This is a genomic window from Bradyrhizobium sp. USDA 4506 (assembly GCF_054058795.1).
This window is the reverse complement of sequence record NZ_JBSSBM010000001.1, coordinates 296,379-319,511: the sequence shown is the minus strand read 5'-3', so window position 1 is coordinate 319,511 and position 23,133 is coordinate 296,379. Positions and strand designations below refer to the sequence as shown.

At 60.4% G+C, this 23,133-nt stretch carries 15 protein-coding genes and 6 pseudogenes; 11 read left to right on the top strand and 10 right to left on the bottom strand.

Annotated features, from left to right (window positions below):
* Positions 1-9: 9 nt before the first annotated feature.
* The 8 genes from ACVIHF_RS01420 to trbI are packed head-to-tail and all read left to right on the top strand — an operon-like array spanning position 10 to position 7,930.
* On the top strand, positions 10-2,463 hold the full coding sequence (locus ACVIHF_RS01420) for a conjugal transfer protein TrbE (protein ID WP_253610603.1): 2,454 nt from the start codon (positions 10-12) through the stop codon (positions 2,461-2,463).
* On the top strand, positions 2,435-3,241 hold the full coding sequence (gene trbJ / locus ACVIHF_RS01415; protein ID WP_253610602.1) for a P-type conjugative transfer protein TrbJ: 807 nt from the start codon (positions 2,435-2,437) through the stop codon (positions 3,239-3,241). Before ACVIHF_RS01420 ends, trbJ begins: the two co-directional genes overlap by 29 nt.
* On the top strand, positions 3,238-3,423 hold the full coding sequence (gene trbK, locus ACVIHF_RS01410) for an entry exclusion protein TrbK (RefSeq protein ID WP_253610601.1): 186 nt from the start codon (positions 3,238-3,240) through the stop codon (positions 3,421-3,423). Before trbJ ends, trbK begins: the two co-directional genes overlap by 4 nt.
* A gap of 16 nt (positions 3,424-3,439) precedes the next feature.
* A complete protein-coding gene (gene trbL / locus ACVIHF_RS01405; protein WP_253610600.1) occupies positions 3,440-4,600 on the top strand; it encodes a P-type conjugative transfer protein TrbL in 1,161 nt (386 codons plus the stop codon).
* 41 nt (positions 4,601-4,641) lie between these two features.
* Positions 4,642-5,304: a conjugal transfer protein TrbF gene (locus tag ACVIHF_RS01400; RefSeq protein WP_253610599.1), complete on the top strand. Its 663-nt coding sequence runs from the start codon at positions 4,642-4,644 to the stop codon at positions 5,302-5,304.
* A gap of 29 nt (positions 5,305-5,333) precedes the next feature.
* A complete protein-coding gene (gene trbG / locus ACVIHF_RS01395; RefSeq protein ID WP_375167156.1) occupies positions 5,334-6,161 on the top strand; it encodes a P-type conjugative transfer protein TrbG in 828 nt (275 codons plus the stop codon).
* Between the two features lie 2 nt (positions 6,162-6,163).
* A complete protein-coding gene (gene trbH / locus ACVIHF_RS01390) occupies positions 6,164-6,616 on the top strand; it encodes a conjugal transfer protein TrbH (RefSeq protein ID WP_253610666.1) in 453 nt (150 codons plus the stop codon).
* Between the two features lie 12 nt (positions 6,617-6,628).
* Positions 6,629-7,930, top strand: coding sequence for an IncP-type conjugal transfer protein TrbI (trbI, locus tag ACVIHF_RS01385; RefSeq protein WP_253610597.1), 1,302 nt, complete (start codon positions 6,629-6,631; stop codon positions 7,928-7,930).
* A 333-nt stretch (positions 7,931-8,263) separates the two neighbouring features.
* Here trbI and ACVIHF_RS01380 read toward each other — a convergent pair.
* The 3 pseudogenes from ACVIHF_RS01380 to istA (ACVIHF_RS01370) all read right to left on the bottom strand — a co-directional run.
* Positions 8,264-8,397: pseudogene (locus ACVIHF_RS01380) on the bottom strand (integrase core domain-containing protein); the annotation flags it as partial.
* Positions 8,348-9,856: pseudogene (locus ACVIHF_RS01375) on the bottom strand (thioesterase domain-containing protein); the annotation flags it as partial. The pseudogenes ACVIHF_RS01380 and ACVIHF_RS01375, both read right to left, overlap by 50 nt.
* Positions 9,857-9,907: 51 nt before the next feature.
* Positions 9,908-11,363: pseudogene (gene istA, locus ACVIHF_RS01370) on the bottom strand (IS21 family transposase); the annotation flags it as partial.
* Positions 11,364-11,603: 240 nt separating this feature from the next.
* Here istA (ACVIHF_RS01370) and ACVIHF_RS01365 point away from each other — a divergent pair.
* Positions 11,604-12,509, top strand: coding sequence for a LysR family transcriptional regulator (locus tag ACVIHF_RS01365; protein ID WP_253610576.1), 906 nt, complete (start codon positions 11,604-11,606; stop codon positions 12,507-12,509).
* Positions 12,510-12,619: 110 nt separating this feature from the next.
* Here ACVIHF_RS01365 and metC read toward each other — a convergent pair whose 3' ends face one another.
* On the bottom strand, positions 12,620-13,768 hold the full coding sequence (gene metC, locus ACVIHF_RS01360; RefSeq protein ID WP_253610575.1) for a cystathionine beta-lyase: 1,149 nt from the start codon (positions 13,766-13,768) through the stop codon (positions 12,620-12,622).
* 377 nt (positions 13,769-14,145) lie between these two features.
* Here metC and istA (ACVIHF_RS01355) point away from each other — a divergent pair, with 377 nt between their 5' ends.
* On the top strand, positions 14,146-15,678 hold the full coding sequence (istA, locus tag ACVIHF_RS01355) for an IS21 family transposase (RefSeq protein WP_092090428.1): 1,533 nt from the start codon (positions 14,146-14,148) through the stop codon (positions 15,676-15,678).
* Positions 15,675-16,517: an IS21-like element helper ATPase IstB gene (istB, locus tag ACVIHF_RS01350; protein WP_456791470.1), complete on the top strand. Its 843-nt coding sequence runs from the start codon at positions 15,675-15,677 to the stop codon at positions 16,515-16,517. Before istA (ACVIHF_RS01355) ends, istB begins: the two co-directional genes overlap by 4 nt.
* 75 nt (positions 16,518-16,592) lie before the next feature.
* On the opposite strand, the pseudogene ACVIHF_RS01345 reads toward istB, so the two are convergent.
* The 6 genes and pseudogenes from ACVIHF_RS01345 to ACVIHF_RS01320 form a co-directional block, all read right to left on the bottom strand.
* Positions 16,593-18,096, bottom strand: a pseudogene (locus ACVIHF_RS01345) (dipeptide ABC transporter ATP-binding protein); the annotation flags it as partial.
* Between the two features lie 24 nt (positions 18,097-18,120).
* Positions 18,121-19,064 (bottom strand): annotated as a pseudogene (locus tag ACVIHF_RS01340) (IS630 family transposase).
* A 104-nt stretch (positions 19,065-19,168) separates the two neighbouring features.
* Positions 19,169-19,525, bottom strand: a pseudogene (locus ACVIHF_RS01335) (ATP-binding cassette domain-containing protein); the annotation flags it as partial.
* A gap of 69 nt (positions 19,526-19,594) precedes the next feature.
* Complete coding sequence (locus tag ACVIHF_RS01330; protein ID WP_456791469.1) at positions 19,595-20,455, bottom strand: ABC transporter permease; 861 nt, start codon at positions 20,453-20,455, stop codon at positions 19,595-19,597.
* Positions 20,452-21,396 (bottom strand): ABC transporter permease, encoded by a 945-nt coding sequence (locus ACVIHF_RS01325; RefSeq protein ID WP_253610573.1) that lies wholly within the window; start codon positions 21,394-21,396, stop codon positions 20,452-20,454. Before ACVIHF_RS01325 ends, ACVIHF_RS01330 begins: the two co-directional genes overlap by 4 nt.
* Positions 21,393-23,126 (bottom strand): GMC family oxidoreductase, encoded by a 1,734-nt coding sequence (locus ACVIHF_RS01320; RefSeq protein WP_253610572.1) that lies wholly within the window; start codon positions 23,124-23,126, stop codon positions 21,393-21,395. Before ACVIHF_RS01320 ends, ACVIHF_RS01325 begins: the two co-directional genes overlap by 4 nt.
* Positions 23,127-23,133: the final 7 nt, after the last annotated feature.

The following is a 23,133-nucleotide window of genomic DNA, read 5'->3' as shown; positions in this document are numbered from 1 at the left end:
GGTCCGCTCATGGTCGCGCTACGCTCCTTCCGTCACTCTGGCCCATCCTTCGCCGATCTCGTGCCTTATGCCGGGCTCGTTGCGAACGGGATCGTGCTGTTGAAAGACGGCTCGCTGATGGCGGGCTGGTATTTTGCCGGGCCTGACTCGGAGAGTTCGACGGATGCCGAACGCAATGAGGTCTCGCGCCAGATCAACACGATCCTTGCGCGCCTTGGTTCCGGCTGGATGATCCAGGTCGAGGCGGTGCGGGTGCCGACCACAGATTATCCGGCGCGGGAGGACTGCCATTTTCCCGATCCGGTGACGCGGGCGATCGATGACGAACGCCGCAGCCGGTTCGAGCAGGAGAGGGGACATTTCGAGAGCCGCCACGCGATCATCCTGTCCTGGCGGCCGCCCGAGCGGCGGCGCGCGGGCTTGGCCCGCTACATCTATTCCGATGCCGAGAGCCGATCGGCCTCCTATGCTGATACGGCGATCGAAAGCTTCCGCACTTCGATCCGCGAAGTCGAGCAGTATCTCGCAAGCGTCCTGTCCATCCGGCGCATGGAAACGCGCGAGATCGATGAGCGCGATGGCACGCGCATGGCGCGCTACGATGAACTGTTCCAGTTCATCCGCTTCTGCATCACCGGTGAGAATCACCCGATCCGCTTGCCGGATATCCCGATGTATCTCGACTGGCTGGCCACGGCGGAGCTCCAGCACGGCCTGTCGCTGATGGTCGAGAACCGCTTTCTCGGCGTGGTCGCGATCGACGGATTCCCAGCGGAGAGCTGGCCGGGAATCCTCAATTCCCTTGATCTGATGCCGCTGACCTACCGGTGGTCGTCGCGCTTCATGTTCCTCGACGACCAGGACGCGCGGCAGAAGCTCGAGCGCACCCGGAAGAAGTGGCAGCAGAAGGTCCGCCCCTTCATCGACCAGCTGTTCCAGACGCAAAGCCGATCGATCGATCAGGATGCGGCCGCCATGGTGGCCGAGGCCGAGGATGCGATCGCGGAAGCCTCTTCGCAACTCGTCGCCTATGGCTATTACACGCCGGTCATCGTGCTGTTCGACGAGAGCAGCGCGCGCCTGCAGGAGAAGGCGGAAGCCGTCCGTCGTCTGATCCAGGCCGAAGGCTTTGGCGCGCGCATCGAAACGCTGAACGCGACGGAGGCTTTCCTCGGCAGCCTGCCCGGCAATTGGTACGCCAACATCCGCGAGCCGCTCATCAACACGCGCAACCTCGCTGACCTGATCCCGCTCAACTCGGTATGGTCGGGCAATCCGATCGCGCCTTGCCCGTTCTATCCACCTAGCTCGCCGCCATTGATGCAGGTCGCATCCGGCTCCACACCCTTCCGGCTGAACCTTCACGTCGATGACGTCGGCCACACCTTGGTGTTCGGACCGACAGGCTCCGGCAAGTCGACATTGCTCGCGCTGATCGCAGCGCAGTTTCGGCGTTATGCCGGCGCGCAGATCTTCGCCTTCGACAAGGGCCGTTCAATGATGCCGCTGACGCTGGCTGCCGGCGGCGACCACTACGAGATCGGCGGTGATGAGGTGGACGGCGCGGCCGCGCTCGCGTTTTGTCCGTTGTCAGACTTGTCGACGGACACCGATCGCGCCTGGGCAGCGGAATGGGTCGAGACGCTGGTCGCCGTGCAGGGCGTCGTGATCACGCCCGATCATCGCAACGCCATCTCGCGGCAGGTCGGCCTGATGGCCGAGGCGCGCGGACGATCGCTCTCGGATTTTGTGTCGGGCGTGCAGATGCGCGAGATCAAGGACGCGCTGCATCACTACACCGTCGACGGTCCGATGGGTCAATTGCTCGATGCCGAGAGGGACGGCCTGCAACTCGGGTCGTTCCAGACCTTCGAGATCGAGCAGCTGATGAACATGGGCGAGCGCAACCTCGTCCCGGTCCTGACCTACCTGTTCCGGCGAATCGAGAAACGGCTGTCTGGCGCGCCGAGCCTGATCATCCTCGACGAGGCCTGGCTGATGCTCGGCCATCCCGTCTTCCGCGACAAGATCCGCGAATGGCTGAAGGTCCTGCGCAAGGCCAATTGCGCGGTGCTGCTCGCCACCCAATCGATCTCGGATGCCGAGCGCTCCGGCATCATCGACGTGCTGAAGGAAAGCTGCCCGACGAAGATTTGCCTGCCGAACGGCGGGGCGCGCGAGCCCGGCACGCGCGAGTTCTACGAGCGTATCGGCTTTAACGAACGGCAGATCGAGATCGTCGCGACGGCGGTTCCCAAGCGCGAATACTACGTCGCTTCGCCGGAGGGCCGTCGCCTCTTCAACATGGCGCTCGGCCCTGTCGCGCTCTCCTTCGTCGGTGCGTCCGGCAAGGAAGACCTGAAGCGCATCCTGGCGCTGAAGAAGACCGCGGCCAATTGGCCCGTTCACTGGCTCAAGGAAAGGGGTATCGGCCATGCCGAGACGCTTCTCGCCGATTTGTAAGGCGGCCATCATCGCCACGACGATCGGATCGATAGCAACCAGTCCGTCGTTCGCTGGCTCCTCTGTAGGAGGAGTTGGCGGTGCGACCGAGTTCACGCAGCTTCTTAACAACGGACAGTTGATCCAGCTCGCTGGTCAATCCGCTCAACAGATCAACAACCAGATTCAACAGATTTCGCAGCTCGCCCAGCAGATCCAGAACCAGCTGAGGATCTACGAGAACATGCTGCAGAACACAGCCCAGTTGCCCTCGCATGTCTGGGGGCAGGTGGAGGGCGATCTCAAGCAGCTCCAGAACATCGTCAACCAGGGCCAGGGAATGGCCTTCTCGATGGGCAACATCGATGATGTCCTCAAGCAGCGCTTCCAGAGCTATTCGCAGTTCAAGACCAATCTCCCGAATGGGGCGAGCTTCACCTCCACGTACCAGAACTGGTCGGCGACGAACCGCGACACGATTTCGAGCACGTTGCAGGCGGCGGGCCTCACCTCCCAGCAATTCGCGACCGAGAACTCGACGATGGCGCAACTCAAGATGGCCTCGGAGAGCTCGGATGGTCAGATGAAGGCGCTGCAAGTCGGCCATGAGATCGCCGCGCAAGAAGTCGCCCAGATGCAGAAGCTGCGCGGTCTCATCGCACAGCAGACCACGATGATGGGGACATGGTTTCAGTCCTCGCAGGCAAGCAAGGACCTGTCGCAGGCGCGCCGGGAGCAATTCTTCAACGCGACCGCGCCGGCCACCTCCGGCGGCCAGACCATGGAGCCGCGTTGGTGAGATCGTCCACAATCATCATCGTCGTCATCGCGATCGGCGCCTGCGCCGCAGGGGCCTGGGTATTCTTCGCGCGGCGGGGTCCGGTGGCGGGACAAGGGACCGAGTCGCGCGCCAGCGACTTCTTCAAGCCTACGCAGGACTACAAGACGTCGGGCGGCCAACAGATGAAACCGCGTTGGTAGGGGAAGGGGGCAGGGGGTGCGTGGGATCAAATCGGGGCTCGTTCTGATCGTTGCGATCGGCATCGTCGTTGCTGCGCATCCTGCCTTGGCGCAGCAGGACGGCAGTGTTCTCACGACGGTGGAAAATTCGGTGACGACGGCCGCCAAGGGCTGGCAGACGACCGTCATGCAGGCGGCGAAGTCGCTGTTTTGGATCCTCGCCGGCATCGAGGTCGGAATTGCCGCGGTCTGGCTCGCCATTCAGACCGCAACCCTCGATGCCTGGTTCGCCGAGATGGTGCGGCGGATCATGTTCATCGGCTTCTTCGCCTTCGTGCTCGACCAAGGGTTCACCTTCGCGAAAGCGGTCGTCGACAGTCTCTATCAGATCGGTGCTGGCGGCGGCTCGGCCTCGCCCGCGGATGTGTTCAACGCGGGTCTCAAGGTCGCCTCTGCAATGTCGCAGAACGCGCAGTTTGGCCTCTTCCAGGACAATGCGCTCGCGATCGCCTCGGTATTCGCCATGGTAATCGTGGTGATCGCCTTCTCGCTGGTCGCGGCGATCTTCGTCGCGGTGATGGTCGAGATGTATGTCGGCTTGCTCGCCGGCATGATCATGCTCGGTCTCGGCGGCTCGTCCTTCACCAAGGACTTTGCCATCCGCTATCTCGTCTACGCCTTCTCCGTCGGCATGAAGCTGATGGCGCTGGTGATGATCGCCAAGATTGGTTCCGACGCCTTGCTGAACCTCGCCAACCAGACCGGCACCGGCAACGATGCCTTCGTCGGGACGCTGGCGATCGGCGGCATCTCCGTCGTCGTCTTCATCATCTCGATGTACGTGCCGAGCATCGTGCAAGGCGTCGTGCAGGGCGTCTCCGTCGGCAGCGGCATGGAAGTGGTGAAGCATGCGGGGCAGGCGGCGAGCTTCGCGGCCGGCAGCGCTGCGCTCGCCATGGGAGGTGCGCGGGCAGGGGCGGCCGGGTTCAGTTCCGCACGCGCCGACGGCGCCTCGTTTGGCGCGGCCGCCCTCAAGGCGATGACGCAAGGCATCGGCACAGCGGGCGGCGCGCTCGCCTCCGCCGCACGCGACCAGGCCATCGGTGCGCCGGGCTCGTTCGGCACGTCGACGCTCGGCCTCGCCAACGCCAAGCTCGATCAACGGGTCGCCCAGAAGAAATCAACCGGAAAGACCTGAACGGGGCGACCGACAGATGATGAATGGAGATGCTTTCCCGAATGCCCACGCGTAATCCGTCCGATAATCTCTATCTCGCCGCCCGTCAGGAATGGAACGAGCGCTACGGCTCCTATGTGAAGGCGGCAGCGGCCTGGCGCACCGTCGGCATCGTCGCCATGGTCATGGCCGTGATCGGCTTCGCCTATGCGTTGTTCCAGAGCACGCAGGTCAAGCTCGTCCCATACATCGTCGAGGTCGACAAGCTTGGGACCGCCTTGAGCGCCGGCTATCCGCAGCAGATCGAATATGCGGATCCGCGCGTAGTGCGCGCGACGCTCGGAAGCTTCGTGTCGAACTTCCGATCGGTGACACCAGATGCGGTCGTCCAGAAGCAATATATCGATCGGACGTATGCGCTGCTGCGGACCTCCGATCCCGCCACGCAAAAGATCAATGACTGGTTCCGGAGCAACTCGCCCTTCGAGAAGGCGAAGACGACGACGGTCGCGGTCGAGGTCAACAACATCGTCGCCCTGTCGAACCAGTCCTATCAGGTCGACTGGACCGAATTTGAACGCGACAGGAAGGGAAAGGAAACCGGCGAGCACCGCTTTCGCGGCGTCGCCACTGTCACGCTGACTCCACCCCAGGACGAGCAGACCATCCGGCTGAATCCGATCGGCCTTTACCTCCGTGATTTCGACTGGACGGCGCAACTATGAAAGGGGCGGGGACACCGATGCACCCAAATATGACCAGAGTTCATCCATGCATTGTTTTGGGGGCATCCGCCTTCGGCTTGCTTCTTGCCAATGTCAGTGCGCACGCGCAGGCGATGAACGCCAAGGAACGAAAGGGCACGAGTATCTCGAGCCAGTGGCGCGCATCGACCGGCCTTGTGACGCGCGGAACGGACGGCAAGGTCGTCTTCCTGTACGGCGAGGTCCAGCCCTCCGTCGTCTGCTCGCCGCTCGAGGTCTGCGACATCGAGCTCGAGGCCGGCGAGGTCGTGCGCGATGTGCTGGTTGGCGACACCGTACGCTGGAAGGTCGAACCGGCGACCTCTGGAGCGGTCGGCGGGCAAGCCATCCACCTGATCGTCAAACCGTCGGAGCCGGGACTCGCCACCTCGATGGTGGTGACGACCTCGCGGCGGACCTATCACATCCAGCTCAAGTCGAATGCGACCCAATACATGGCGCGCGTCGGCTTCGAGTATCCGGAGGATGTCGGCAGGCGGCTCGCGGACGTCAACGCGCGCATTGGCGCCGACACAATTCCGGGCGCCGGCGTTCCCGCCGAGCAGTTGAGCTTCGCCTACAGCGTGAGCGGCAGCGCGTCTTGGCGGCCGACGCGCGTCTACAGCGACGGCGTGAAGACCTACATCCAGTTTCCGTCCTCGCTATCGGGTCAGGATGCGCCGGTCCTCTTCGTAGTTTCGGGCGGTCAGAACCGCATCGTCAACTACCGGTTGAAGGACGACATGATGGTGGTCGACTATCAGATCGACACCGCCATTCTGGTCTCCGGCGTTGGCTTCTGGAACCAGGACAAGGTGACAATCCGGAGGGGAGGCTGATGATGCGCTCGATCTCCTCGATGCGTCGGCTCGTCCTTATCTCCCTGCTCGACCTGCCGCTCGCAGGATGTGCGTCGTTCAGCGGCGGCACCCTGGTTTCGAGTTCGGCGCCGCCCGAGCTGTCCGGCGCCGCGGCTTCTGCAATCGCCGGCGACATGGTGACGAAATTCGCCGAGCAGGTCGGTCCTGGCACAGGCACGATCATCCTGAAGCGAGACGGTTCGCCCTTCGGCCAGGCTCTGGAAACATCGCTCAAGAGCTGGGGATATGCGGTTGCCACCGATCAAAAGACCAGTGCCAAGAAGACCATTCCACTCGCCTATGTGATCGAAGCCTACAATGGTCAGGTCCTGGCGCGCTTGTCGACGGGCGACGTCGAACTCGGCCGCGCCTATGCCGCGACGGCCGCTGGAGCGTCGCCGGCCAGCCCTCTCTCCGTCATGCAGCGCGGTTAGGAGAGGGCGGTCATGGCGCAATCCCTGAAGCTTGGCGGTGCTCCGGAGGACGCGGAGGGCAGAGGGATCCGGCGCCTCAACCGGCTGCCGATCATCGTCGCCATCGTGCTGGTGATCGTGTTCTTCGCCGTCATTTTTTACGGCCTGACGTCGCGCGGACTGTATTTCCGTCGCGAGGCCGGCATCGACAGCGCCTCTTCCAACCCGGCCTCGACCTATGCCGATCAACTCAAGAAAGGCGTCTCCAACGGCATCATTGGCGACCAACAGGAGGCACAGACGTTCCAGCCATCGCCGGCGCAGCCTGAAACCCAAAAGCCGGCAAAGAATCCCTTCGGCCGCCAGCCGACGGAGGCACCGGCCGGCTCGCAACTCGAGCCGGAAGCGCTGTGGCGGGCGCGCCTCGAGCGGGAGGCCCATGAACAATATTTGAGGGAGCAGCAGCGCCAGCGCATGGCCCGCGTGCAGGCCAACGGCGCGGCCTACGATTCTCCGCTCGCCATCAATGTCAGCAAGCTGCAGACATCAAGCGCACCCGTGAGCAATGCATCGCCATCGACGACGACACCACGCGGTTCTACAGGCGGAGCGGCAGACCTTTATGCGGCAGCGCTTCGCGCAGGCTTCGGCACGCAGAACATCGATCCGAACGGGCAAACGGCGAAAGAGGATTTCTTCAACGCAGACCTCAAGAAGCTCGGTTACCTCCCCAACAAGGTGGTCGCGCCGACATCCGCCTACGAATTGAAACGTGGCTCCGTCATTCCAGCGACGCTGATCACCGGCATCAATTCCGATCTTCCCGGTCGCATCACGGCCCAGGTCAGCCAGAACGTCTATGACAGCGCCACAGGCCATCAGTTGCTGATCCCGCAGGGCGCCAAACTCCTGGGACGGTACGATTCCAAGATTTCGTTCGGGCAAAGCCGCATCCTTGTCGTCTGGACTGACATCATCTTCCCGAACGGCTCGACGCTCCAGATCGGAGGCATGGCGGGCACGGACTCGGAAGGCTATGGTGGCTTCAATGATCAAGTCGACAATCATTATTTCCAGGTATTCGGCTCCGCGATCCTGATTGCCGCGATCGGCGCTGGCATCGATATGTCGGTGCCGGCGAGTTCGCCGTACGGATATCGGCAAACGCCTTCAGATGCCGCACGAAACAGCTTTGCCGAGACGTTTGGCCGCGTCGCCGAACAGACCATCAGCAAGAACCTGAACGTCCAGCCCACATTAGAGATTCGTCCCGGTTATGTGTTCAACGTCCTCGTCGACCAGGATATGGTCTTTCCCGGCGCCTATCGCAGATAAACGATGAACGACAAAACCGGCTGACGAGTTAGCACTGACTGATCGCGTTTGGGTGATCGAGCAACTTGTCGCCGAGAAAAGCGATGCCTGTAGCACTTGTCAGCAGGATATCTGACCGTCATCGCTAACGCATCACGTCCCGCGATGCCGATCATTGCCGAACTCAACCGGCGCTCTCTCGCAGTCTATCCGAGATCAGCCTTCCGGAGCGCTGCGACGAGAGAACAGTGACAGCGACCTGCTCCTGAATTTTCATCCAGCGGCAGTTAGAGTCTCTGTGGTTTTGCAGCGAGACCGAACTTTGGACCATCCAGAATTAGAGGTTTGCGCCTGTCACGTTGGCGGGCTGGTTGCGCCGACGTTGTTTTGCAGCAAAATCGGCGGTCGATTGCCAATCGCCCCGTGGGCCTTTCTTCATTATAATATCTGCGCCAATCCTCCACTTTTTGCTGGGCGTTTGCGTAAGTACTGAGAAATCGTGCTGGCAATTGTTGTTAGTGGAAGTGGATCACACATTTCGAGGTGTTTGCATGGGATAGTGGTCTGCTCAATTTTGCCGCGAACGTAAGGCTCCCAAGTGCTTATAGCGGCTTGGCTGTGGTCATTCTCGCCCGATGCGGTGAAAATGAGAACATCGCCGACGTAGTCTTTAGGTACAAACTGATCGGCTAGAAGTCCGTTATTTTTCCATACTGCGATCAAGCGATTCAATTGATCATCGGTTAGGTGAGCAAAATGAGTACTGGCTCTCATTTGAAGCACGGCAGCCTTCTCGTAGTCTGGATGCAATTTTGCTATGCGATCGTGGTTGCTGTCTTCCACACGATAGGTGTCTAATAGGGCAATTAGTCCTACCTCTTTTCCTAGGCTTTGAAGGGTAACTGCGACCTCGTAGGCAACTATGCCACCAAATGACCACCCAAGCAGATGGTAGGGGCCGTCTGTTTGGATACGAAGAATTTCGCGGGCGTGAAGCTCGACCATTTCGGTAAGAGAGTTGGCTAGGATATCATCGGGATCCAAGCCGGGAGATTGCAGTCCAAAGATGGAGTAGTCCGACAGTGAACTGCCCGCAAGACCTGCATAACATCGGCTTATTCCAGCCGAGGGAGGAAAGCAGAAGATCGATTTGTTTCGTGGACGCTTGCAGATCGTAAGCGTGCCTCCCATTTGGCTATTGAAGCGCTTGTCGAATAGCTGCTCGGATAGGCGGGCAACGCTCGGAGCATCGAATAGGGTGCGGACACCAATCTCGATACCGAGGGTCGAGCGGATATGGTTAGTTAGCCGGGCTGCTAACATGGAGTGACCGCCAAGATCAAAGAAGCTATCGTCAATGCTGACCCGCTCGAGGCCGAGCACTTCGGCGAACAGCCCGGCCAGGATCTTTTCTTGCGGCGTCCGCGGCGGCCGGATGTTCTCCGGCACGAACTCCGGTGCCGGCAGCGCCTGTCGATCAAGTTTTCCGCTTAGAGTTGTTGGTAGGTCGTCCAGCACCACGATGGCTGACGGCACCATGTAGTCCGGCAACGCCTCGGAGAGACCCCGCCGCAGTGCGACCGGGTCAACTGTCGCCTCCGGTCTCGGCACCACATAGGCGACCAGCTGCTTCTGGCCGGGCCGGTCCTCACGGACGATGACCTTGGCGTTGGCCACGTCGGGATCGCGCGCCAGAAGCGCCTCGATCTCCCCAGGCTCGATCCGGTAGCCGCGGATCTTCACCTGGTCGTCCGATCGGCCAATAAACTCAACAAGGCCATCGGGGCGCTGGCGGCAGAGATCGCCGGTGCGATACAAACGTTTGCCCGGCGTCCCATAGGGATCGGGGACAAACTGTTCGGCCGTCAGGGCCGGACGGTTGAGGTAGCCTCTAGCTACGCTGTCCCCGCCGATACAAAGCTCGCCTACGGCGCCGACTGGAACGAGATTGCAATCCTCATCCATCAGATAGGCGGTCCGCCCGGGATAGGGGCGGCCGATTGGCACGATCGAGGAGTAGCTGATCGCGTTGATGACGAGTGCCCGCTCGCAGGCCGCTTCGAGCCGATCGCGCTCGTAGCGCCGTGCCAGGGCGATGATCCCCATGGCGGAGCGATAACCCTGCTCGGGATGCGGGCGCTCACGCATCATCCGCTCGACCAGAGTGGCGGTGTTGACGCCGATCCGCGCTGCCATCTTGATCAAGCTCGCCGGCGTCATATTGGCATAACGCTGATGGGCCTTGGGCATGTGCTCGTTCACGGTGACATGGCCGCTGCGCTGAGAGCGGCGCACATGGCTGGCGACACGCGTGTGATCCTGGAAGATCTCGACGGCTCGATAGGTGAGCCGGACGTCCACCCGACGGCCGATCAGCCGGTGCGAGACCGAGTAAAAGGTCTTGTCGACTTCGACGTGATAATCGGGGTGGACCTTCGCCGTTTTCCACTCGGCGTATTCGAACGGCTCGCCCGGCAGCGGCGTCAACGCAGCGCGCTCGATCTCCTCGAACAGCTGCCGGCGGGATTTGCCGATATGGCGCATCGGCCGATGGTTCAACTCCTCCAGCAGACCGGCGATCGCAGTATTGAGATCGGTCAGGTTGAAGAACCGCCGATGGCGCAGCCGTGCCAGAATCCAGCGCTCGACAATCAGCACCGCGCCTTCAACCTTGCCCTTGTCGCGCGGCTTGCGGCTGCGGGTCGGCAAAATCGTCGTGTCGTAGTGCTCGGCCATGGCGGCAAAGGTTTGGTTGAGCGTCGGCTCGAACCACAACGCCTTGACGACCCCGGCCTTCAGATTGTCGCAGACGATCGCCTTGGGAACTCCGCCGAAGTACGACAAGGCTCGGGTCTGGCCTTCGATCCAATCTGGTAGTCGCTGACCGAAGCTCCCCATAGCGAAGATCAGCGACGAGGCCCCGAGCACCGCGACAAATATCTGCGCCTGACGGATCTCGCCGGTTTGCGGATCGATCACCTCCACCGTCGGACCGGCATAGTCGGTCTGCATCACTGCACCCGCCGCGTGGCGATGACGGAAGGTCGGGTTCGCCCAGCGCCGATAGGCGTCAAACTTCTCGCAGAACCACATGTAACCATAGGCCGTCGGGATGCGCCGTCCGGTATTCCTGCCACAGCAGCGTCAGCGTCACGCCCTTGCGCTTGAGCTCCTGCGCCACCCGTGGCCACTCAGGCTCGCTCAAATCCTGCGGGGGGCGCCCGACCCGCCGGAACAAGGCTCGCTGCAAGGCCGCCTCGCTCTCGTAAATCGGCGGCAGCGGCCAGCTCAAACCCGCTTCACGCGCTCGCAGCAGGTAGGTGGCAACCGAACTCTTGCTGATCTGCAGCCGTTCCGAGATCTCCCGAACCGACAGGTCCTGCTCGTACGTCAGCCTCAGGATCGATCGTAGGTCCTTCACAGTGGTTCGTTTCGCTTGCTTCCGTCTCGGCATTGCCCCTCTCAAACTCAGCTTGAGAGAGAACATTGCCTGAACGGCGCTCCCGAAAACCAACCTCCCGCAACTGTCCGCGATTTAGCGGAATCCCTGTCCCGGAATTACTGAAATCGCTGTCCGCGAATTAGCGAAATTGCTGTCCGGAAATTGCCGAAACACGCAGAAATCTTGTGTTCACCATTCGCTTGAGACAACATGGGAGAAGGCGGGCACGAGTAATTCCAGGATTGCAAGTCGATGGTCATGAATCTCCGGCAGATGGAGATTTTCCGTGCTGTTATGAGAGAAGGCTCGATTACGGGAGCGGCGAAGGCACTGAATATCTCGCAACCGTCAATCAGCGAAATCATTCGCAATGCCGAGGCTCGTTGTGGTCTACAATTTTTCGTGCGCGAAAAGGGCCGATTGAGACCGACGCCAAATGCATCACGTCTCATAGACGACATCGATGCGGTGTTTCATCAGGTTACGAAGGTGAATCGGGTCATAGAATCCCTTCGATCTGACCGCGACGTCACCCTTATTTTGGGATGCACCTACTCATTATCGCTATCACTCGCGCCAAAAATAATCTCGTTTCTCCATTCGCTCGAGCCCAAGCTGAAGCTGCACATTATGGTGGAGCGCCGGGTGGAGAGCGCGAATAAAGTGGGCTCTGGATCGATTGATGCTGCCATCAGCTTTCTCGCAGAGACTTATTCAAACGTGGAAATCATTACGCTGACAACGGCAGCAGCGCGTTTCATTTGCCCGAAGTCACACCCACTCGCGCAAAGAAAGTCCGTATCCGTGAAAGATTTGCGAAAGGAGCGCTTCGTCGGCTATTTTCCGTTTCTTCAGCTGCGCAAGCGGATCGATGCTTTTTTTGGGGCGCATGGCTTTCCATTCAACCCGGCAATCGAAGTCGAACAAATTGCGCAGGCTTGGCATCTGGTCCGATCGGGCGAGGGAGTTGCGATCGTCGATCCCTTCTGTGATCTTCAAGTGTTTTTTCCGGAGATCGTTTCTCTTGCGCTGCGTGACGCGCCTCGCATTCCCCTACAGCTGCTCGTCAAGAAAGGAAGAAACCTCACTCCGACATTGTCTTTGCTGGCCTCGAAATTCACAGAACTTGCCCAGACGTCCTCCGGTGAAATGCCATAGAAGCACCGTCGAGTGGTCGGTAGACACCAACATCGAGGCGGTTGGTCGGACGTTTAACCGAGTTTCCCTTAAGAAGCAGGCGAGCGCGGTTTGAGCGTGGCCTACCGAAATTAGGCAGCGAGAAGCGCCTTCAGACCGAGCGCCAAATCCTCTTTGAGGTCGTCCGGATCTTCAAGACCAACATGAAGCCGAACGGTCATATCACGGCGATTTGCAGGGGCGCATCTGCGCGTATATCGGGCGGGCAACACCAGGCTTTCAAATCCGCCCCAGCTTGCTCCGATGCCGAACAACCGCAGACCATTGATGAATCTCTCGACCGCCTGCTTGTTGTCGATATCAAACGCGACGCCAAACACGCTAGACGCACCGGTGAAATCACGCTGCCATAAAGAATAACCACGGTCGCCAGGCAAAGCGGGATAGACGACTTCCCGGACGCCGGGCTGCTTTTGCAGCCAGCTCGCGACGTTCAAACAACTGGCTTGCTGATGTCGCAGCCGCAAGGTCAGCGTGCGACGTCCGCGCAATGCGAGATAGCAGTCGTCAGGGCTTGTGCTGAAGCCGAAATCGGCAACCCGCTCGCGGACCGGAGACCACCACTTCTCTGAGGTTGCGATAACGCCCATTAGAATATCGCTGTGGCCGTTCAGGTATTTAGTTGCTGCTTGAATTGAGATGTCGACGCCGTGCCCCATCGCATCAAAAAATACGGGCGTTGCCCACGTATTATCCAGGATCAGCGGGACGCCATTGCCTTGCCCAACTTTCACTAAGGCAGGGATATCCATGACTTCGAATGTCATGGAGCCAGGACTTTCACAAACGATGGCCTGTGTATTGGATCGGACAAGATGCTGCAGCTCAGAACCTGTCATGGGGTCAAAGTACTCGACCTCTACGCCCCCTTTAACCAAAGGACCGTCGCAAAACGAGCGAGGGGGCCCGTAGACGGAGTCGGCAACCAGCAAGTGACCACCGGGACTTACCACTGCGCCGAGCGAGGCAGTCACCGCCGCAAGGCCCGACGGGACTACGATGGCTCTGAAACACTGTTCAAGGGAGGTCAGTGCCTTTTCCAATTGGAAGAGCGTTTCCGTACCATAGACGCCATATCGAAGCCGGCTGACGCGGTCTGTTGACGCCAAATCGTAGCTGGCCATGTCTTCAAACAGGATGGTCGAGGCACGCATCACGGGTGGACTTACTGGGCCCGCTGCGGGGCGCCCTGCGTGGGCGAGCCGTGTGTCGAGCTTCATTCGCTACCGAACCTTCATCTAGATTGGATCTATCAGGAAATGCCACACTCGAGGGGCAAATGTCTCTGCAGGTGATGTTCTCGTGCACATTCCGCGTTGTTCCGCTTCTCATCCTTGGGAACGGCCGGCGACGCCCGATTGATGGTGTGCATGCGACCTCAATCGCTCCTCACCTGGTGATCGGTGCGCGGCGGCGATCAGGGTGAGACTTCAGCGACAATCAAGGTGAGACTGCGCCGATGGGGGCGGACCGAAGGGAGGGCGTAGCCCGACCGGAGGACCGTCCCCATCGGCGTCGCGCGTTTTTGGACCCGTCTGGCGGCCGGGTGCGGCTGGTGCAAGCTGTTGATTCGTCTCGACAAGAGGGAATCGATGCCTTGCCTGGCCTCCACATCACCGACCACCAGATGAGGCTGTACATGACCTACCGACAGACACTGTCCCCCGAGGCCGCCGCGGCCAAGGCGGGGTTCTCGAAGGCAAGCGCGTATCGAATCGAGGGCGATTGTCGCCCGCCATCGCAGAAGAAGACGCCGAGGGGCCGGCGCCGGTCCGATCCGCTCGCGCAGTATTGGGAGGCCGAGATCGTTCCGATCCTGAAGGCTGCGCCCGGCATCCGCGTGATCGGCGTGCTGGACGAGCTGCGCCGACGGCATCATGACCTGAACCCGAACATCCGCCGCACGCTGGAGCGGCGCATCAACGCCTGGCGGGCGCTCAACGGCCCCGAACAGGACGTGATCTTCCGCCAGCAGCACGAGCCCGGCCGCCTGGGTCTGTCCGACTTCACCGACGTGAGCGCGCTCGGTATTACCATCGCGGGTGAGCCGCTCGGTCACCGGCTCTATCACTTCCGGTTGGCGTTCTCCGGCTTCGAGCATGCCCATGTCGTGCTCGGCGGCGAAAGCTTCGTCGCCCTGGCGGAGGGCTTGCAGAACGCGCTGTGGGCGCTTGGCGGCGTGCCGCGGGAGCATCGCAGCGACAGCCTGTCGGCAGCGTTCCGCAATCTGGCCGCCGACGCACGGGAGGATCTGACGCAGCGCTACGCCGGGCTGATGGGCCACTATGGCATGGCGCCAACGCGCAACAATGCGGGCATCGCACATGAGAACGGCTCGATCGAGAGCGCGCACGGCCATCTCAAGCGGGCACTGGAAGATGCGCTGTTGCTGCGGGGGACGCGCGACTTCGCCAGTCTCGATGCGTACCGGGCTTTTGTCGACGAGATTGTCGGCCGGCGCAACGCCAACCTCGCCAAGCCGATCGCGCTCGAGAAGGAGGCATTGGCGCCGCTGCCAAAAGGCCGCACGACCGACTTCGAGGAGAAAGTGATCCCGGTGACGTCGTCAGGCGGCTTCATCCTGCGGCGCGTGTTCTACACCGTGCCTTCAAGATTGATCGGCCATCGCCTGCGTGTGCGCATCTTCGACGACCGGCTCGAATGCTTCCTTGGCGTCACACCGGTCGTGACGCTGCGGCGCGGTCGGCCTGTGTCCGAGAGCCAGGGCGGTCATGTCGTGGATTACCGGCATGTCATCCATGCCCTGCGGCGCAAGCCGATGGCGCTCCTCAATCTCGTTTATCGCGACCAACTCTTCCCGCGTGCAGCTTACAAACGTCTGTTCGAGACCTTGCGGGAGCATGGTGATGACCGGCGCGCCTGCAAGGTGACGGTCGAGCTTCTGGCGCTGGCTCACGAGCGCGCCTGCGAAGCAGACCTCGCCGAGGCGATCGCGATGGATCTGGACGCCGGACAGTTACCCGATCTTGCCGCGCTGCGCGACCGCTTCCGGCCCGAGGCGGCCTCGATCCCGCGTGTCGCCGTCAAGCTGGCGCCGCTCGACGTCTACGATGAACTCGCCTCCGTCAGCGTCATGTCGGGCCGCTCGAACCTGGGAGAGGCAGCATGACCGGTATCGCTACCTCCGTCGATGCTGCCCGTGTCGAGCTGCTTCTCAATGAGCTCCGCCTGCCGGGCGTCAAGGCGATCTGGCCGAAGCTCGCCGCACAGTCGGACAAGGAAGGGTGGCCTGCCGCCCGCTTCCTCGCCGCCCTTGCCGAGCACGAGGCCGCCGATCGCACCCGCCGTCGGATCGAGCGACACATGGTGGAAGCGCGTTTGCCCGCCGGCAAGACGCTCGCAACCTTCGACTTCGAAAGCGTGCCGATGCTATCAAAGGCACAGGCGATGGCGCTCGCCGCCGGCGACGCCTGGTTGAAGGCCGGCGCCAATTTGCTCTTGTTCGGTCCACCGGGCGGCGGCAAGACCCATCTCGGCGCGGCGATCGGCCTGGCTCTCGTCGAGAACGGTTGGCGCGTTCTCTTCGCGCGAACCACTGATCTGGTGCAACGGTTGCAGGTCGCGCGGCGCGAGCTGGCGCTGGAGTCCGCGATCGCCAAACTCGATCGCTATGACCTCCTGATCCTCGACGACATCACATATGTGAGCAAGGATCAGGCGGAAACCAGTGTGTTGTTCGAGTTGATCGCCGCCCGCTACGAACGACGCTCGCTGCTGATCACGGCCAATCAGCCATTTGGCGAATGGGGGCGTATCTTCCCGGACCACGCAATGACGTTGGCTGCCATCGATCGTTTGGTCCACCACGCCACGATCCTCGAGATGAACGTCGAAAGTTACCGTCGAAAAGTTGCCCTCGATCGCAAGCGCGGTCCAGGCCGGCCGCCTGTTCACACTACCCCAAACGAACTCGACAAGACTTTAATTGACGCTGGCAGCGCCGCTTGATTGTCGCGCAGCGTCAATCAACGCTTGCCAAGTCGACGGCCAGCGTCAATTATCTCCTGACTCGGCCGCCTCGTCTCATCTTGATTGACGGGCCGCTCTCATCCTGATTGTCGCGCTATAGTGATCGGGACCAACTGTTCGGAATTGCCTGACCGGCGGCGTGTAATCCAGTGGGAAGAACGTGCTTCTGGGCTCTTTGTCCGTGAGCGATACCGAACGGCGAGGCACAGTCGGATTGGCAACGGGAACGGCCGAAAGGAGACGGCGGGTATAGGGATGACCTGGCGTCGAGAAGACAGCGCTTCTGCTCCCTATCTCAACGATCTCTCCAAGATACATGACCGCGACGCGGTGGCTGATGCGCTCAACGATCGCCATGTCATGAGAAATGAAACGCATCGATAAGTTGCGTCGCGCCTGCAGCTCAAGCAAGAGGTTCACAATCTGAGCTTTGATTGACACATCGAGGGCAGACACCGATTCGTCGGCAATGATGACTTTCGGACGGGACGGCTATGGCGCGGGCGATGCAAATGCGTTGACGCTGTCCGCCGGAAAACTCGTGCGGATACCGGCTTGCCGCGGCGCGATCCAGCCCAACCTCCTCAAGTAGTTCTCCAACGCTGTGACGGATCTCTGCGCCGCTACCGGTTCCGTTGACAATGAGCGGTTCCGCAATCGACTCGCCCACCTTTAGTCGTGGATTTAAGCTCGCAAACGGGTCTTGGAATACCATCTGAATGACCCGCCGCCGCTCACGCAACTCGGACGCGTTGACGCCCATCAACTCTTGACCGCATAATTTTATTGATCCGGAGTCCGGCTCGACGAGACGCATAATTGAGCGGCTTGTGCTCGATTTGCCGCATCCCGACTCGCCGACCAATGAAAGCGTTTCACCAGATCTGATGGAAAAGGAGACGTCCTCAACCGCGTGCACGCGCCCGACAGCGCATGACAACAAGCCCTTGCGAACGACGAAGCGCGTGGTTAGATCGCGCACCTCCAGAACCGGGGGCCCATCGTCCTCAGCTAGCAGGGCGCTCGGATTCAGACACGGCCGTTCGGCGCCGGTTACGTCAAAAGGCTCAGGAAACGGCTTGCCGGTCATCGCGCCAAGCTTTGGCACAGACGAGATTAGCGCTCGTGTATAGTCGTGCTTCGGTTCTGCAAAAATCTTTGTTGTTGGCCCCACTTCAACGCCGTTACCGCGAAACATGACGAGCGTACGGTCCGCGACCTCTGCAATAACACCCATGTCGTGCGTGATGAAGATAACGGCCATACCTTCTTCGCGCTGAATGGCACGAATAAGGTCAATGATCTCGGCTTGAACCGTAACGTCCAGAGCAGTCGTCGGCTCGTCAGCGATCAGCAGCTTCGGCCCGCAAGCCAGAGCCATGGCGATCATGACTCTCTGACGCATACCGCCGGAGAATTTATGCGGATAGTCTGTCAGGCGGCTTCGCGCCGCTGGAATCCTCACTCGCTCAAGCAGCTCCACCGCCTGGTGCCTGGCCTTCCGACCACTGATGCCTCTGTGGATGCGCAAAGCTTCCGATATCTGATAACCGATACTAGAGCATTTTCCACATGATGTGGATCATTTGGTGTATCCAGCATGCCTAAAGTAGTTGGCACACATCTGCGGCGCAAACGACTTGACGAGTTTGCCGATGAGTTTGAGCAGGGCTTGGACCGTGCGGGTGGCGCCTTTGCGCAGCGCAGCTTTCAACCGGGAGAAGGCCTGTTCGATTGGATTGAGGTCGGGCGAGTAGGCCGGCAGATAACGCACGCGGGCGCCGACAGCCTCGATCGCCTCGCGGACACCGGCGATCTTGTGAGTGCGCAAGTTGTCCATGAAGACGATGTCGCCCTTGCGCAAGGTCGGCGCCAGGACTTGCTCGACATAAGCCAGGAACGAGGGCCCATCCATTGCACCGTCGATGACATAGGGCGCCGTGAGGCCATCGATGCGCAGCGCGGCGACAAGCGTCAGCGTCTTCCAGTGACCATGGGGCACGCCAGAGACGAGGCGCTCACCGCGAGGAGAGCGCCCATAGTGCCGGACCATCTTCGTCGTGACCGCAGTCTCGTCGATAAAGATGAGGCGCGGTGCACGCAGCTTGGGCTGCTCGGCTTTCAGCGCGGCACGCTCGGCAGCGACGTCAGGTCGATCCTGCTCGGCGGCGTGCAGTGTTTTTTTTGAAGGTGATGCTGTGACGGTCGAAGAAACGCCAGATCGAACCGATGCCGGCCTTTTGCTTTCTCTGAGAGCGCAGACGCGCGCGGATCTCCTCGAGCGTCAGGTCCGGCTCCGCGGCGATCAGCTCGATCAGCCACTGCTTGTGCTGCTCCAACGGCGAGCGGCTGTGCCCGGTGCCGGGCTTGGCCTCAACGTTTCCGGTCTTCCTCCAACGATCCATCCATCGGATCGTAGTCGAAGCGCCGAGATTGAGAATGCGCGCAGCCTCACGTGCGCTTTCGCCGGACCTCAACAAGCTCAACCGCACGCACCCTGAGGTCCTTGGAGTATCCCTTCGCCATCGCATGCCCCGCATGTTGTCGCGGGCAACACCGAATCTGATTTGCGTGCCCGTGGGAATCCCCTTTGACTGTTCCGATTCACCTCAACTGGAAACCGCTCTAAGGACAGGGTTTAAGGACGTCATCGGCTCTTGGAACATCATGGCGATCTCGTCGCCACGTACTTTAGCCATCTCCTTCTCTGGTAGAGCCAGCAGGTCCCGCTGACCGAAGAGTGCTTTTCCTTTGATAGTCGCCGTCCTCGGCGAGACGAGCCGCATGATCGAGAGCGACGTTACGCTCTTGCCACTCCCGGATTCTCCCACGAGCCCGAGTGTTTCCCCAGCTTGCAGATCAAAGGACAGATCACGGATGACGGTACGCCAACCGTCTGTTGTTTTGACGCTTACCGTCAGGCCTTGAACTGAAAGCAGCGGAGACCGATCAGTGGTGTCTTCGTGGGAGCGGACCAAAAGGCTCATTCTTTTTCGATCGTTTGAGGAAGCGGTCGCCGGTTTTGTTTGAGGCGGCGAGGGTTCTTTATTGACACATCAGTGTGTCCCAGCACGTGGATCAAGCAGGTCACGAACGCCATCGCCGAGCAGATTCACCGCCAGAACTGTGACCGACAGGAACGCGGCGGGAAAAAAGATAATCAGAGGTTGAACAAGCCAAAGCGTCCGACCGCCAGCCATTATATTGCCCCAAGACGGAATGGTCGGGGGAACGCCGGCTCCGATGAACGACAGAATGGATTCGACAACCATGGCGCTGGCGCAGACATAGGACGATTGAACCATAAGTGCCGGAAGTGCATTTGGGACGATATGTTTGAGGACAATTCGAAGGTGGAACACGCCGATCGACATCGATGCCTCGATGTAAGGTTGTTCGCGTAACGATAGAATCGTGCCGCGTACGAGACGCGCCGTTCGTGGTATCTCGGCTAGGCTGATAGCCAGCACCACGCTGCCCAACGAGCGGTTCCAGAGTGCCATGAGGGCGATCGCCAACAGCACGGACGGAATCGCCATCATGGCATCAACGAAGCGCATGATCAGACCGTCCAGCCGCGGGACAGAGCCGGACAGAAGGCCCAGAGCGAGTCCAAGAATACCGCTGATGGCAGCAACCGACATGCCCACGACCAGCGAAACCCGGGCGCCGTAGATCACACGAGAATAGACGTCCCGGCCGACCATATCCGTTCCGAACCAGTGCACAGCGCTCGGGGGCTTTAGGCGGTCCATTGGGGCGAAGACGGTGGGATCCGTTGTTCCCAAGACAGGTGCCAAGAGCGCGCAAGCGATCGTTAGCGAGAGGAGGCCGCCCCCTATGACGATCAGCTTATGCCGTCGCCATGAACGCATTGGCCTGCTTTCAAGTTGAATCATCTTGGAGGACACTGTCATCGATAACGGATCCGCGGGTCGACCAACACATACGAGATATCGATGATCAGATTGACGATCACATACGCGAACGAGAAGACCAGGACCACTCCTTGGATGATCGGGTAGTCGCGCATGGCGATTGCATCGAGAGTCAGGCGACCAAGGCCTGGAATGGCGAACACGGTCTCGGTCACCACGGCACCTCCAATCAAGAGAGCCACGCCAATTCCAATGACGGTGATGATCGGAACGCCAGCATTCTTCAAGGCATGAACGAACAGAATCGCGGATCGACTTGCGCCTTTGGCGCGCGCAGTTCGGATATAATCCTGCCCCAAGACCTCAAGCATAGACGCACGTGTTACGCGAGCGATAAGGGCAATGTATACAGTTGAGAGAGTGAGCGAAGGGAGGATGAGGTTGCGAAGCCAGGGCCACACGCCCTCCGTTATGTCCTTGTACCCTTGAACAGGAAGCCACTGTAGCTGCCGCGAAAATATGTACGCGAGAATATAGCCGAAAACAAAGACCGGAACTGAAAAGCCGATCACGGACAAGCCGACGACCATCCGATCGATCCAACCTCCCGCGCGCCATGCGGCGGCGACGCCGAGAGGAACAGCGATCAGCACTGAAATTATCATTGTTATCAGCATCAACGACATTGTCGCTCCAAGCCGGTCCAGAATTAGGCCGGTGACGGACGCTCCGTTGAACACGGAATGACCAAGGTCGCCGTGAAGAATGTGCCAGAACCACTCTGCAAATCGAACCAAGAACGGTCGGTCAAGGCCCAGCATCTCTCGGACGTGTCGGATTTCCTCAGGGCTCGCACGATCGCCGGCAATGACAACCGCAGGATCACCTGGCGCCACATAGAGGATCGAAAAGACGATGAATCCCACGAGAACGAGGACCGGAACAGCAGAGACCAGTCGACGCACGATTTGACTGATCATATCAGGCTCCCCTTGTATGAGGCCTTGAGACTGTCGGCTATCTTCTCTGCCATCATCAGGACCGGAACGTTGATATTGGCGCAGGGGATCGTCGGCATGAGCGACGCGTCGCAAACGATTAGTCCATCCACGCCGTATACGCGGCCATCGGAAGCGGTCACCGCCATCCGGTCGTCCGGTGATCCCATTCGAGCCGTTCCGCAGGGATGCCAGACACCGCCAACGTTATGCTTGAGGAATTCGTCCAGCTCGTGATCATCGTTCAAGAGCCGGGCCAGTGATGGCGTATCCCCTTGGATGACGCACACCAGCTGCCGACGAACAAGATCGCTGCGATCGATAAGAGGCGCTGCGAAATCGGTGATCATGCGATTTCGGAGGCTCGGAGCCAGCAGCTTCTTTATTCGTGCCGAGAAAGTTGATGGCACGGCAGCCCAGACGACGTTCGCAAGCCTTGGGTGCGTCACAGCTCTGGCGGACAGCCGAAAGGCGTCGGCCAGACGGCGCAGATCTCGGACGTCCGAAAGCATTTTAAACTCAATCTGAGCCGGCGTTCGGCCGTCGGCGGAGCGCAGCCGCACGTGGCCAGTGGAATATGACTTGTTGACCCATGAGAACAGGTTGGCAAGCTGGCCGCCGACGGCATGCCAGCCTGCGCGGGCGACGATGCCGGTGTGCATGTCGCCGGCGGGCGTGCCTTCAAGAGCGGACGTCCATCGAAGCAGACTTTGAATGTGATAATTCTCGCCGGCCGGCAGACGCGCTTCCGGAGCGATGAGCGCGGTCACACCGATGGAGGGATGTTCCATCAGGTTTCTGCCAACACCGGGCCGATCGGCCGCGACTTTAAGGCCCAGATTAACGAGATCTGCCCCTGGACCAATCCCCGAACGCAACAGGAGTGTCGGCGTTTGGAGCGCACCGGCACAGACGATGGTCTCGTGCGCGCGTATGATCTGAAGGTTTCCGCCTTCATCCATAAATTCGACTCCGGTCACCGCGCCGTGGGAGGCGATGAGTCGGGTCGCGAGCGTATTGCAACGGATCTCGAGCTGCGGCCTTCGTCTCACTTCGTCGCGCAGATAGGTCGTTGCGGTCGTGGCGCGGTGCCCGGCACTATCGAGGTTGACGGCGGTCGGGTAGATACCGTCCTGCCAGATCCCGTTCTGATCTTGTCTTCTCTGGTATCCAAATGATGAAAAAGCGTCATGGATGGCCTGGGTAAAGCCAGAGAAGCTTGCAGGATCGATATGAGTGATAGGCCATGGACCGTCGGTCCCGTGCAGGGCACCATCGCTCGAATATATCGCCTCCGTTTCGAGTTTACGAAAATAGGGTAGGACGTCGTCCCAGCCCCACCCGCTGGCGCCGGCGTCCCGCCATTGATTGTAGTCGTCCGGTGATCCGCGGTTCGATCCGATGCCGTTGATCAGCGAGCCGCCACCCAAGCCTCGAGCCTGTTCATAGGGGGTTTCTGATCGATTCGAGCGCCGAGCCTCTCCCGTAAGCCTGACCGTCAAACCTTCCCAGGTGAGATGTCTGTCGAAGTACGCGCGGCCCGGGTAGGGTGACCTCACGTGCGGAGGAAGTGTCTCCTCATCGAAACTAGATCCAGCTTCGATGAGGAGAATACGAAGGCCGTGGACCTCGCTCAGCCGCGACGCGATGACCGCGCCTGCCGAGCCGCCGCCAATGACCAGATAATCGTAAATGGGACCGTTCCCTGCCATGGTCTTC

Coding starts and splice junctions, on each gene's coding strand:
- ACVIHF_RS01420 (WP_253610603.1), top strand. CDS start 10: ATGGTCGCGCTACGCTCCTTCCGTCACTCTGGCCCATCCTTCGCCGAT.
- trbJ (WP_253610602.1), top strand. CDS start 2,435: ATGCCGAGACGCTTCTCGCCGATTTGTAAGGCGGCCATCATCGCCACG.
- ACVIHF_RS01400 (WP_253610599.1), top strand. CDS start 4,642: ATGCCCACGCGTAATCCGTCCGATAATCTCTATCTCGCCGCCCGTCAG.
- trbG (WP_375167156.1), top strand. CDS start 5,334: ATGACCAGAGTTCATCCATGCATTGTTTTGGGGGCATCCGCCTTCGGC.
- trbH (WP_253610666.1), top strand. CDS start 6,164: ATGCGCTCGATCTCCTCGATGCGTCGGCTCGTCCTTATCTCCCTGCTC.
- trbI (WP_253610597.1), top strand. CDS start 6,629: ATGGCGCAATCCCTGAAGCTTGGCGGTGCTCCGGAGGACGCGGAGGGC.
- ACVIHF_RS01365 (WP_253610576.1), top strand. CDS start 11,604: ATGGTCATGAATCTCCGGCAGATGGAGATTTTCCGTGCTGTTATGAGA.
- metC (WP_253610575.1), bottom strand. CDS start 13,768: ATGAAGCTCGACACACGGCTCGCCCACGCAGGGCGCCCCGCAGCGGGC.
- istB (WP_456791470.1), top strand. CDS start 15,675: ATGACCGGTATCGCTACCTCCGTCGATGCTGCCCGTGTCGAGCTGCTT.
- ACVIHF_RS01330 (WP_456791469.1), bottom strand. CDS start 20,455: ATGACAGTGTCCTCCAAGATGATTCAACTTGAAAGCAGGCCAATGCGT.
- ACVIHF_RS01325 (WP_253610573.1), bottom strand. CDS start 21,396: ATGATCAGTCAAATCGTGCGTCGACTGGTCTCTGCTGTTCCGGTCCTC.
- ACVIHF_RS01320 (WP_253610572.1), bottom strand. CDS start 23,126: ATGGCAGGGAACGGTCCCATTTACGATTATCTGGTCATTGGCGGCGGC.